Here is a 12,129-nt window from a genome sequence, read left to right as displayed (position 1 = left end):
TGTGATCCCCTTTCTCCGCACCCATCCCGGAAGACGTGGCTGCCTGCGAGAAGGACACATTGAAAGGTGAATCAAATCCCCCGTAAACCGGCGACGACACTGAGCATTCTTCATCCCGACCGGCGAGTCCGCTCCGGATGCCGACGGCGGCCGGGTGAACCACCCGACCGACGCCGGACGACCGGTGAAATCGCAGTGAGGGACGAAAAGCGCTCGCTGTGGGGCACCATCCACAGGGTGTGCGCTCCGGCTCACTTGCTCGGGTATTTGTATCACCGCGAGAGGCGGCGCCCAAGGACCTCCTGCCCGACGTACGACCAGTTCAGCGGCGATTTGTGATGACTTGCACACCCCCTTCCAATCCAGCGCGAAATAAACGACAGCACGGCAAAGAATGGCCCTTGCTCCCCCGCGCCCGCGACCTCCGGCCGACCGCGCGATACCGCCTCGGCCGCATAGAAAAAAGACCGGCACAGAAATGCCGGTCCCTCTTTTCCTCGTCTCTCCGCCAATCTTCCGCAACGTGGCCGCCCCGGCCGGAAGGCACAGGGCGGCCACAGGGGCGGGAGGCGCCTCGGCGGCCTCCGCCGTACGCGGTGAAATCAGGCGGAGATTCGTCTCGCCGGGGCGGCGGGATCGAAGGGGAATCGGTCCGCGAATGCCGGGCGGAGATCGGTGAGCCAGGTGGCCTGGGGATCGAAGCGGGCGAAGAAGGGACGCCCCACCAGTTCGGGGTCGCGGGCCTGAATGAGGTGGAGGACGAACACACGCTGGCCGGCGATCTCCGCGACGCCGTCCACGCACACCTTGCCGGGGGTGGCGGACATGGAGGGCCCCCGGACCGTACGGCACAGCCCGGAGACGCCGGAGTAGGCGCGCTGGAAGATCTCGTAGGCTCGCGCGAGCGGCACCGCGAAGTAGTCCTGCGGGCCGGTGTCACGTTCCACGAACATGTAGTAGGGCACCATGCCCAGCCTGACCTGGTGCCGCCACATGTTCGACCACGTGTCCGGGTGGTCGTTGATCGTGCGGATCAGTGGCGCCTGGGTGCGGATGACCGCGCCGGTGCCGAGCAGGGCGGCCACCGCCCGTTCGACCAGGTCGGTCTCCATCTCGCGTGGGTGCGAGAAGTGCGCCATGAACGCCAGGTTCTTGCCGCTCTTCACCACACGTTCGAACAACCGCAGGGTCTCGTCGGCGTCGGGGTCGGTGAGGAATCTCTGTGGCCAGTAGGCCAGGGACTTGGTGCCGATCCGGATGGATTCGAGCTGGTCGAGTGCCAGCAGGGGTTCGATATAACGTGCCAGCACCGACCCACTCATGATCATCGGGTCGCCACCGGTCAGCAGGACGCTGGTCACCTCAGGGTGGGCACGGAGGTAGGCCACGAGGTTCTCGACGTCGCCCGAGGCCATCTTGAGCTCGGGTTCGTCCACGAACTGCGCCCAGCGGAAGCAGTAGGTGCAGTAGGCGTGACACGTCTGCCCTTGTCTGGGGAAGTAGAGCAGCGTCTCGGGATATTTGTGCTGCATGCCGGGCATCGGCTGCGAGTCAAGGTAGGGCAGGTTGAGGTCAAGCTGACCTGCGGGCTGGGGGTTGAGTCGCATGCGCACCTCGTGCACCGCCGTACGCAACTCGGCCGGGGCGGCTCCGTCGCGCAAAAGGGTGGCGAGTCGTATGACGTCGCTTTCGGGCAGCATGTCGGATTGGGGGAAGACGAGCCGGTAGATCGGGTCTGAGGGGACCCGGGACCAGTCGATCAGCTCTTCCACAACATAGGAGTTGGTACGGAACGGCAACACGGTCGCCACCGCTCGGATCCGGAGTCGCTCTTCATCGCCGAGGCCGGCACGCTGAAGAAGCTCGTCGAGATGCTTCGTGGAGTACGCCCGAAATCGGCGCTCCCCCCTTTGATCAAGGATCACTAGGTACGTCCCCTTCGCGGTTTTCGCCTGATATAGACCCTTCGATGATGTTGTGAGGCAGAAAGCCCGTATACCCGGACGGTACCGCTCCCCCGACGCTTCCCGCACCAGGTCAGCCCTTGGTCATTTGTCCAAAACCTTGGTCAATAACGGGTTAAGTGAGGTTTCCTCACGTCACCCCCCACATGCCGCCTTGCTCCCTGCCCTCAGAAGCCGCCTTCACACCTGACATCCGGCTATGTCCCTCGCACCTTTGACCTCACGGCGCGGGAATCGAAGCATGTCTCCGGCTACCCACTGGTCAACCTGGGGTAGCGTCCTGCCTACGATGCGGAGAGACTGAGCATTTCCCATCACCCTGACCACCCCGGGATGCGCGACCGGCGCCGACCGGACCGCACGACCAACGGTCGCAGGGTCCACCGAACCGCCCTCCCAGGTGCGGAGCGGGATGGATACGCTCGCTTCCCATCAGAGGTGGCTGATTGCCTGACAACGAGGATGGCACCGGCTCGCGCCAGGCGCCGATCGCACTCGACGCCATGGGTGGCGATCACGCCCCCGACGAGATCGTCGCCGGAGCCGTGCACGCCGTGCGCGAAAGGGGCCTCTCCGTCGTGCTCGTCGGCGCGCCCCGCCTTCTCCACGAGGCCCTCACCCGCCACGACGCCGCGGCCGAGATCCCCATCGTGCGCGCGGAAGAGGCCCTGGCCATGCACGAAGGCGCACTCGCCAGCCTGCGCCGCCCCCGCTCCAGCATCGCGGTCGCCTGCCACCTGGTGCGGCGGGGCGACGCCTCCGCCGTCGTGTCGGCCGGCTCGACCGCGGGCGTCGTGGCCACCGGACGGCTGCGTCTGCGCGGCCTGACCGGCGTGCCGCGGCCCGCCATCGCCGTCACGCTGCCGACGTTGCCCCACCCGACCGTCCTGCTCGACGCAGGCGCGAACGCCGAGGTCAAACCCGAGATGCTGGTGCAGTTCGCCCAGCTCGGGGTCGCCTACGCCGAGACCGCGCTGGACATCCGGCGGCCGAAGGTGGGCCTGCTCAACATCGGTGCCGAAGCCGAGAAGGGCAACAAGACCGTCAAACGCGCCAACGAACTGCTCTCCACCGCCCCCGGCATCGACTTCGCCGGCAACATCGAAGGCCACGACCTGCTCACCGGAGCGGTGAACGTCATCGTGGCCGACGGTTTCACCGGCAACATCGCGCTCAAGACCATGGAGGGCACCGTACGCTACGCCTTCGGCGAGCTGCGCGACACGATCTCCACCAGCAGGACCGCCAGGTTCGGCGCCTTCCTCCAGCGCTCCCGGATCCGCGAACTCCACAAGCGGCTCGACCCCGAACAATACGGCGGTGCCGTACTCCTCGGCCTCAACGGCACGGTGGTCATCGCGCACGGCGCGTCCAAGGCCGCGGGCGTCAGCGCCGCGTGCGAAGTCGCCGCCACCCTTGTACGTCAGGGAATTGTCACCCGGATCAGCGAGCGGATCGCCGCCACACATCGGCCTCACCGGCTCTGGTGATCTCATCCGGCCGTACGCTGAATAGTCGGTGACGGTCGCAGGGGGAGTAGGTGTGGCAACCCAGGGGCAGCTGACGGCGGGACTCACCGCCGGTGAGGTGGCGAGGCGCGTCTCTCTAGGGCAGGTCAACGATCTGCCCCGCAGATCCAGCCGGTCGTTGTCGGCGATCATCCGTGCCAACGTCTTCACACTGTTCAACGCCGTCATCGGCGTGTTGTGGGTGCTGATCCTCGTCTTCGGCCAATGGCAGGACGGCATGTTCGGCCTGATCATCGTGGCCAACTCCGCCATCGGCATCGTGCAGGAGCTGCGCGCCAAGCGCACCCTCGACCGGCTCGCCGTCGTCGGCGAGGCGCCCGTCCGCGTCCGCCGCGACGGAGCGGAGCTGGAGATCCCCCCGCGCACGGTCGTGCTGGACGACCTGGTCGTGCTGGGACCGGGCGACCGCCTGCTCGTCGACGGCGAGGTCACCTCGTCGGCGGGGCTGGAGATCGACGAGTCGCTCCTGACCGGCGAGGCCGACTCGGTGCACAAGCAACCCGGCGACGCCGTCCTTTCGGGCAGTTTCGTCGTGGCAGGCACCGGGATCTATGTCGCGACAAAGGTCGGCAAAGAGGCATATGCCGCGAAGCTTGCGGAGGAGGCGAGCAAGTTCGCCCTGGCGCACTCCGAGCTGCGCGACGGCGTGAACAAGTTCATCAAGTACATCACCTGGCTTGTCATCCCCATCGGTCTCCTGCTGATCTACAGCCAGCTCAACCGCGCCACCACCTTCGACGAGGCCCTCACCAGTACCGTCGCCGGCATTGTCACGATGATCCCCGAGGGCCTCGTGCTGATGACCAGCATCGCCTTCGCCGTCGGCGTCGTCCGCCTCGGCCAGCGCAAATGCCTCGTCCAGGAGCTCCCCGCCATCGAGGGACTGGCCCGCGTCGACGTGCTCTGCCTCGACAAAACCGGCACCCTCACCGCGGGCGGCATGGACCTCTCCGAGGTCATCGTCCTCGACGACGACCTGCCCGTGCCCGACGCCCTCGGCGCCCTCGCCAACGCCGACCCCCGCCCCAACGCGACCGCCCTCGCGGTGCGGCAGCGCTACCCCGACTCCCCCGGCTGGATCGCGCGGGCCAGCGTGCCCTTCTCCTCCGCCCGCAAATGGAGCGGCACCGAGTTCGAGACCCACGGCTCCTGGGTGCTCGGCGCCCCCGACATCCTTCTCGAACCCGGCACTCCCGGGTACGGCAAAGCCGCCGACCTGGCCGCCACCGGCCTCCGTGTGCTGGCGCTCTGCCATGTCGGGGACGGCGCGCTCGCCCGCCCCGACGACCTCGGCCCCCTCAATGCGGCCGCCCTCATCACCCTCAGCCAGCGCATCCGTCCCGACGCCCCCGACACCCTCGCCTACTTCGCCAGGCAGAACGTCACCCTCAAGATCATCTCCGGCGACAACCCCGAATCCGTCTCGGCCATCGCCACCTCACTCAACGTGCCCGGCGGCGACCGCGCCGTCGACGCCCGCACCCTCCCCGAGGACGACCAGGACAAGCTCGCCGAGATCCTTGAAACGCACACCGTCTTCGGACGTGTCACCCCGCAGCAGAAACGCCTGTTCGTCGGCGCCCTGCAATCGCGCGGCCACACCGTGGCGATGACCGGCGACGGCGTCAACGACGTACTCGCCCTGAAGGACGCCGACCTCGGCGTGGCCATGGGCTCCGGCAGCGGCGCGACCAAGGCCGTCGCCCAGGTCGTGCTCCTCGACGACAGCTTCGCCACCCTCCCGCACGTCGTCGGCGAAGGGCGCAGGGTGCTCGCCAACATCGAGCGGGTCTCGGGGCTCTTCCTCACCAAGACCTTCTACGCGATCGTCTTGTCCCTGCTGACCGGCGTCGTCGGCCTCGCCTTCCCTTTCGCGCCCCGGCACTCGACGCTCGTCAACGCGCTGACGATCGGCATCCCCGCCTTCTTCCTGGCCCTCGCCCCGAGCTACGAGCGCGCACGCACAGGCTTTGTGCCACGTGTGCTGCGCCTCGCCGTACCCGCAGGAGTGGCGTGCGCGATCGCGACATTCGCGTCGTTCGCCCTGGCGCAGTCGAGTTCATCGGATCTGACCTTCGCGCGCACGGCGGGGGTCATCACCCTGTTCGTCGCCACCTGGTGGGTCTTGGTGCTGGTCGCCCGTCCCTACATCGCCGACGGGCGGATGACCTGGTGGCGCGTCATCCTCGTCGCGAGCATGGTCGGCCTCTTCGCGCTGGCGATGGCACTGCCCCCGACCCGCGCCCTGTTCGCCCTCCAGCCGGGCAACGCCATCAACGATCTCACCGCCGTCGGCTTCGGGGTGCTCGCCGCCGCCGTGCTCACCCTCGCCGTCACCTTCACCCACCGAAAGAAACCGCCCGCCGAGCCGCCGCCTCCGCCGCCGCGGCCGGCGGCTCCTGAACGGGTGCGCTGAGCGGGGAGCCGATACTGCCGACCGGGTGCTCCGGGCGGCCCGGCACGCGCGGGTGCGGTGAGCGGAGAGCCGATACCCTTGACGGCATGACCAACCCGCAGCTTGTGCTCACCGAACTCCTTCAGCGGGCGATGGCCTCCGCCCTGGGTTCCGAGCACGCCGACGCAGACCCGCTGATCCGGTCCTCGCAGTTCGCCGACTTCCAGGCGAACGTCGCGCTGAGCCTGGCCAAGCGCCTGCGACGAGCCCCGCGGGACGTCGCCCAGGCCATCGTCGACCACCTCGACTTCCCCGGCACCGTCGAGGTGAGCGGGCCTGGCTTCATCAACCTCACCTTGAGCGACGAGTGGATCACCGAGCAGGCCGAGACGCTGCTCACCGACCCTCGCGCCGGAGTCGGCCACAGCAATCCGCCGCAGCGGATCGTCATCGACTACTCGGCGCCAAACGCCGCCAAGGAGATGCACGTCGGCCACCTGCGCACCACGATCGTGGGCGACTCGCTGGCCCGCACGTTTGAGCACCTCGGCAACGAGGTCATCCGGCAAAACCATCTCGGCGACTGGGGCACACCGTTCGGCATGCTGATCGAGCACCTGCTCGACGTCGGCGAGCCCGCCGCGATCGCCCAGCTGGAGGCCGGCGAGGGCAGCGAGTTCTACAAGGCCGCCCGCGCCAAGTTCGAGACCGATCCGGGCTTCCAGCAGCGGGCCCGGCTGCGTGTCGTCACCCTGCAGGCCGAGGACGCCGAGACCATGCGGCTCTGGCACGTCTTCATGGACGCCACGATCCGCTACTTCAACAAGATCTACGCGATGCTCGGCGTCACGCTCACCGACAAGGACATCGCGGGCGAGAGCATGTATAACCCGATGCTCGCCCAGACCTGCGAAGACCTTGAGAAGTCCGGCCACGCCCGCATCAGCGACGGCGCCCTCTGCGTCTTCCCGCCCGGCTTCACCGGCAGCGACGACCAGCCCCTCCCGCTGATCATCCGCAAGAGCGACGGTGGATACGGCTATGCCACGACGGACATGGCCGCCATCCGTTACCGCGTCCGCGACCTCGGGGCCGACCGCATCCTCTATGTCGTGGGCGCCGACCAGTCCCTGCACTTCCAGATGGTCTTCGCCGCCGCCCGCGAGGCCGGCTGGCTAACGGACAAGGTGTCGGCCGAGCATGTGCAGATCGGCATGATGCTGGGCAAGGACGGCCGCCGGTTCCGCACCAGGTCCGGAGAGTCGGTCAAGCTCAACGACCTCCTCACCGAGGCCGTCGACCGCGCCGCCACCGCGATCGCCGAGCGCGGCTACGACGAGGAGACGCAGCAGGTGATCGCCCAGGCGGTGGGCATGGCCGCGGTCAAATACGCCGACTTGTCGGTCAGCCACGACAGTGAGTATGTGTTCGATCTCGAGCGCATGGTCCACTTCGTGGGGAACACCGGGCCTTACATGCAATATGCGACGACCCGGATCAAGTCCGTCTTCCGGCGGGCCGACGTCGACCCCGCCACGGCCAAGGGCCCGATCAAGCTCGGCGAGCCCGCGGAGCGTGCCCTGGCCCTGCAGCTGCTCGGCTTCGGCCAGGCCGTGGAGCACACGGCGGCTACGGCGGAGCCGCATCGGCTGTGCGCTTATCTGTTTGAGACGGCTACGGCGTTCACTTCGTTTTACGACCAGTGCCCGATCATTTTGCCGCCGCCGCCGGCCGACGTGCTGGCCTCGCGGCTGGCCTTGTGCGCGATCACGTTGAACGTGCTCGAAACCGGCCTCACCCTGCTTGGGGTGCCGGTGCCTGAGCGCATGTGACATCACCTCCGGGGCTTTGGCGGCCCCGGCTTCCGTGACGGCTCGGAGCCCAGGGCATTCCTTGGGCTCCGTTGTCGTTCTGGCGCCTGCCTCCCCTTGTGACCCCGCCTGAATGCGGGGTCGCTTCATGTCCCTCACCACGCTAGATGCCCTTGCGTTTATATAACCAGACTCGCATACTAGTGTCGTGGTCATGCCGTTTGATGCCTTAAGCGACCCCACCCGGCGTCGCATCCTCGACCTGCTGCGGATCCGCCCCCGGCTCGTCGGCGAGCTCGTCACCGAACTCGGCACGAGCCAACCCGGTGTCTCCAAGCACCTCCGAGTGCTCCGGGCCGCCGGACTCGTCACGGTCCGCCCCGAGGCCCAACGCCGGTGGTACGAACTGCGGCTGGAGCCACTCGCCGAGGTCGACGCCTGGCTCACGCCTTATCGCGAGCTGTGGAACACCCACCTCGACCTGCTCGAACAACACCTGGAGGAAAACCCATGAGCAACCTCGTCACCGTCAACGGCCGCCCCGCCCTGCGCTTCGAACGCCACCTCGCCCACGACCAGGCCAGAGTCTGGACGGCTATCACCGAACCCGCCCAGCTCAGCAAGTGGTATCCGATGACGGTCACCCACGTGGACCATTGGGTGGGAGGCCAACTGATCTTCGACGACGGTGAGGGCACCACGTTCACGGGAACGGTCACCGACTTTGACCCACCGAGCTTGTTCGCGTTCGACGAGCACGACATCGAGGGCAAGGAGCGGGAATACGACGACCACCTCAGGATCGAGCTTCACCCCGGAGAGGGTGGGGGATGCCGCATGGTGTTCATCCACATCCTCACCGACCCCACCACCGCCGACGGCGTCACGAAGGGCTGGCAGGCCTGCCTGGAAGCTTTGCACACGCTGCTCGGGTGAACCCCGATCTTCCTGGAGGGAACCAGGTCGGCGGAACCAGGCCGGCACCTATGCCTCACCCCTTGACCACGGGAAACGACTGCCCGGCTCGTGCCGTACGCCGCGGGTGTTGATTGGGCTCAGCGCGGCCATCTGGGAGGCGCTCCGGACATGTCCACCTCTGGGCGTGCCTACCTCACACATGGTGCCTCCTCGGGTTAGGCTTTGCGCGGTCATTGGAGTGCGCGCCCCCGGTGCCGGCCGAAGAGTAGACCGGCGAGGGTTTTGAGTAGGGGTGTGCACTCCTCACGTCTTCGGGGAGTTCTCCGCTTGAGCATGGACCTAACCGCGAGCCCCCACGCCGCGACGGAGCTACAGCGCTACGCTGAGGCGCTGCTGGCCACCCTCGCCGCCGGCGGCATCGTCACCGCGCCACCGCCCGGCGCCAGTGACAGCACCGACTCCTGGTTCCTCCCGGCCGCCTCGGCGCTGGCCGCTCTCCTCCACGGCGAAGACGCACTCCCCGACCTCGCAAAGGCCGCTCAGAGCGACGAAAGCCGCACAGCCCTCTTCCTCTGCCTGGCGCTTGCCGTCGCCGGCCACGGCGACCGCATCCACGCCTCCTGGCTGGGCATGGCGTTCGGCACACTCGCCGCCGACACTCCGGTCACACTCGGGCAGCGCGCCCTGTGGATCGCCGCGGCCAAGGGGGCGTACGGCCCAGCCGGCAAGATCTTCGTGCTCCGCAAACTGGACGGCGTCGCCGTGGCCGACCAGGCCACCCCGGAGCAGTGGCTCCAAGCCCTCATCCCAGACGAACCGGCCACGGTGGTGCCGCCGTCGCTGGCCGACTATCCGGAGCTGGCAGAGATCCCGGATCTCGCGATCCCCGCCCAGGCATCCGCCCGCCTCAGCCGGCTCATGGCCAGGTGTGTGGAAATCACCTCAACCCGCCGGGCCACCGAGAGGACCGCCCAGTCTCCCGCCACGTGGGCTCACGACGAGCCCCTGGCGGTGATCCGCGCCCTGATCAACGGGGAAGACAAGGAGGCCGCGGGGACACCCCTCGTCGGCCACCTGCTCGACGATCTTCGCCCCGGCGCCGACCCCACCCTCACCGCCATAGCCGTCAATGTCGTGACACCGGTCATCCGTACCGTCGCCGAGGAACAACAACGGCTATCCAGCCTGCCCCCGCCCTCGACCGTCACGCTGCCTGTGCTCGGGCTCCGGGTGCTGCTTCGCCCGGAAGGTCCGGACCTGGACTCCCTGCGCGCCGCGGAACAACAGGTGAAGACCGAGAACATCCCTAGGCAGGGACCCCCTTGGCTCGCCTACGCCCTGCTGGCGCTCACCGCCGTCGCAATAGTCGCCGGGCTCGTCGTCACCTGGCCGCTCGCCCTCGCCGCGGTGCTCTTCCTGGCCCTCGGCGTCCACAGGCTGTGGATGAGGCGCAAACACACGATCGCCGCCACCGAACACGCCAATGCTCAAGTGGCCGAACTCCGCGAACAGGCTCAAGGAGCGGTCTGGGCGTTGCACGAATATGCCCGCGAGTCTGAGCAGCGGGCGACGACGGCGGCCGAGGAGCTGACGGAGCTGAACCGCCTGCTGCGCCGAGGCCCGCGGGCCGCCTGAGGGTTGGGGGAGCCCCACAAGCGAACCCCGCCCGACCTGATCGGGCGGAGGCACGGAGCAGCAGGATGGGCTAAGGGGCGCTCAGCCTCAAACGGAGTCGACTTCGATGCTGGCCGGCGCGATCAGGAACACCTTCTCCGCGATGCGATCAATGCGTCCCTCACAACCGAACGCCAACCCGGCCGCAAAGTCCACCATGCGGGTCGCATCAGGCGTCGACATGTCTGAGACATCCATGATCACCGCCTGCCCATCACGAAAATGCCGCCCAATCAACGGAGCATCACTGTTGTACTGCCGTGGCTGGATCACCATGATCCGGTTCGGCGCACTCTCGCCACCCCACCGCTTGGCGGCACGCTCAGAGGCCGGCGCCCACTCCTCATAGTCAGCGCCCTCATAGTCATAGGCATCGTCGTAATGATCAACGTCGCCCAGACCAAGGTAACTGGCAACCTTGCGCACTGCCCCCATCGGCTTGTCCTTTCCTCAGGAACTCGCCGCATTCGGCTTGTCCCGACACATTGGACGGTAACCGACGATTCGGAGTTCGCCATGCGACACGCCCAGTGCCCTTTCCAGTTTGTACGGCTAGCGCCCTAGTTTCACCTGGTTAACCTCACCCTCCCCGGGTTAGGTGCTCCCAAGAACGATCCAGTACTTCGCCAGATCCTCTTGACCCTTCCCCTCTTTGAGCCTCTCCTCACCTCTCGCGGCCCTGAACTTCACCCTGATCAAGCCCCTGAGGGCCGTGCGCGCCGGTCGCAGCAGCTCGTCACCACCCCACGCCTGGACCGTGCCCGGACCGTGCCGACGGCGGGCTGCCCGAGCGACGACCACGGCTTCGTGCCTGCCTCACAACCGTGTCACAACCGATGGCGCTTCTCTCGCGCCGCGAGCACTATTCATCCTATAGAGCGACGTCCGCGATATAGATCGACTCGATCAAGATGAACAGAACATGCCAAGTCAGTCGCACATCGCGATTTCCGCCTTTACCCCCGAGCAGCGCCTCGCAGAGGAAAGCGAACACGACGCCACAACGACAGAAAAATCCAACTCAAAACCCCAGATCAAAGCCCCCCAGGGGAAATCGAAGGGCCTCCCCCACCCGCAGCCCCACACCATCATCCCAGGCGGGCACGACCTGGTTTGCAGCAACCCCCAAAATTAGCCCCGGCGGTTACCAGCGGCACACCCTCAGGACATAAACAAACGCACACTCTCACTATGCGGACCACCCAAGCGAACACACTGGAACGCACAAAAGGAGGGACGGTCAAACACAAGCACACTTAAGGAGCTATAGCACCAATCCCTCAGAGCACACAGCACACCATGAACCCACAACACAGACATGCCGACCCCACGAGGGCAGCCCCAAACAGAAAAGGGCCAGCCGGACCGTCACCACACCCACGCCAGCTCGATGCCGACGCCGACGCCCAGCTGCAGCTGGAGACAACCGCCAACCCACTGCCCCCCAACCCACTGCCCCCCAACCGCTCCCGCAACGGCACCCCGTGCACCAAAAACCCATCAACCCGCCCGTCTCACGCCTCCAGCCCCAACCCCCACGCCAGCAGCAAAAGAACCACCTACCAAGCCAAGCCTCGACAACAAAGACACCGGCCGGCAACTCATCAAACGCTCAGAAACACAAGAAGAGCCACCAGTGGAGCCCTCACTCCACCGGCGACTCTTCATCCATCAGCGCCCCTCCAACAAAGCGAAGACACCCTCTTCAACAACACCAGGCCGCAACCATCGACAGACCCCCGAAAACACAAAAAGGGCCACTCACCAGAGCGGCCCTTCACCACAAACCAGAAACACCCCAAACCTCACAACCAATAACCCAAGCCGCTACAAAACCA

Annotated in this window: 8 protein-coding genes; 6 read left to right on the top strand and 2 right to left on the bottom strand. The window is 66.8% G+C overall.

What is annotated here, in order from left to right:
- Positions 1–602: 602 nt before the first annotated feature.
- On the bottom strand, positions 603–1,925 hold the full coding sequence (locus Ssi02_RS24325) for a KamA family radical SAM protein (protein WP_204029584.1): 1,323 nt from the start codon (positions 1,923–1,925) through the stop codon (positions 603–605).
- Positions 1,926–2,410: 485 nt separating this feature from the next.
- On the opposite strand from Ssi02_RS24325, the gene plsX reads away from it, so the two are divergent.
- The 6 genes from plsX to Ssi02_RS24295 all read left to right on the top strand — a co-directional run bounded on the left by plsX (position 2,411) and on the right by Ssi02_RS24295 (position 10,252).
- Positions 2,411–3,454 (top strand): phosphate acyltransferase PlsX, encoded by a 1,044-nt coding sequence (gene plsX, locus Ssi02_RS24320; protein WP_275410741.1) that lies wholly within the window; start codon positions 2,411–2,413, stop codon positions 3,452–3,454.
- Between the two features lie 52 nt (positions 3,455–3,506).
- Positions 3,507–5,909, top strand: coding sequence for an HAD-IC family P-type ATPase (locus tag Ssi02_RS24315; protein ID WP_204029582.1), 2,403 nt, complete (start codon positions 3,507–3,509; stop codon positions 5,907–5,909).
- A gap of 86 nt (positions 5,910–5,995) precedes the next feature.
- Complete coding sequence (gene argS, locus Ssi02_RS24310; RefSeq protein ID WP_204029581.1) at positions 5,996–7,720, top strand: arginine--tRNA ligase; 1,725 nt, start codon at positions 5,996–5,998, stop codon at positions 7,718–7,720.
- A gap of 187 nt (positions 7,721–7,907) precedes the next feature.
- The gene (locus tag Ssi02_RS24305; protein ID WP_239129516.1) at positions 7,908–8,213 is read left to right on the top strand and encodes an ArsR/SmtB family transcription factor; all 306 of its coding nucleotides are present in this window, start codon (positions 7,908–7,910) and stop codon (positions 8,211–8,213) included.
- Entirely contained in the window at positions 8,210–8,635 is a 426-nt protein-coding gene (locus Ssi02_RS24300) for an SRPBCC domain-containing protein (protein WP_204029577.1), read from the top strand. Before Ssi02_RS24305 ends, Ssi02_RS24300 begins: the two co-directional genes overlap by 4 nt.
- Before the next feature lie 315 nt (positions 8,636–8,950).
- Positions 8,951–10,252 (top strand): hypothetical protein, encoded by a 1,302-nt coding sequence (locus Ssi02_RS24295; RefSeq protein ID WP_204029871.1) that lies wholly within the window; start codon positions 8,951–8,953, stop codon positions 10,250–10,252.
- A gap of 87 nt (positions 10,253–10,339) precedes the next feature.
- Here Ssi02_RS24295 and Ssi02_RS24290 read toward each other — a convergent pair whose 3' ends face one another.
- Positions 10,340–10,726: a cell division protein SepF gene (locus tag Ssi02_RS24290; RefSeq protein WP_204029575.1), complete on the bottom strand. Its 387-nt coding sequence runs from the start codon at positions 10,724–10,726 to the stop codon at positions 10,340–10,342.
- Positions 10,727–12,129: the final 1,403 nt, after the last annotated feature.

The sequence above is a fragment of the Sinosporangium siamense genome, from assembly GCF_016863435.1.
In the GTDB taxonomy this organism is placed as follows: domain Bacteria; phylum Actinomycetota; class Actinomycetes; order Streptosporangiales; family Streptosporangiaceae; genus Sinosporangium; species Sinosporangium siamense.
This window is presented reverse-complemented; position numbering and strand designations above follow the sequence as displayed.

Excerpts from the sequence above, each read along its gene's own strand:
- argS (WP_204029581.1), top strand. The coding sequence starts at position 5,996 with ATGACCAACCCGCAGCTTGTGCTCACCGAACTCCTTCAGCGGGCGATG.
- Ssi02_RS24300 (WP_204029577.1), top strand. The coding sequence starts at position 8,210 with ATGAGCAACCTCGTCACCGTCAACGGCCGCCCCGCCCTGCGCTTCGAA.
- Ssi02_RS24295 (WP_204029871.1), top strand. The coding sequence starts at position 8,951 with ATGGACCTAACCGCGAGCCCCCACGCCGCGACGGAGCTACAGCGCTAC.
- Ssi02_RS24290 (WP_204029575.1), bottom strand. The coding sequence starts at position 10,726 with ATGGGGGCAGTGCGCAAGGTTGCCAGTTACCTTGGTCTGGGCGACGTT.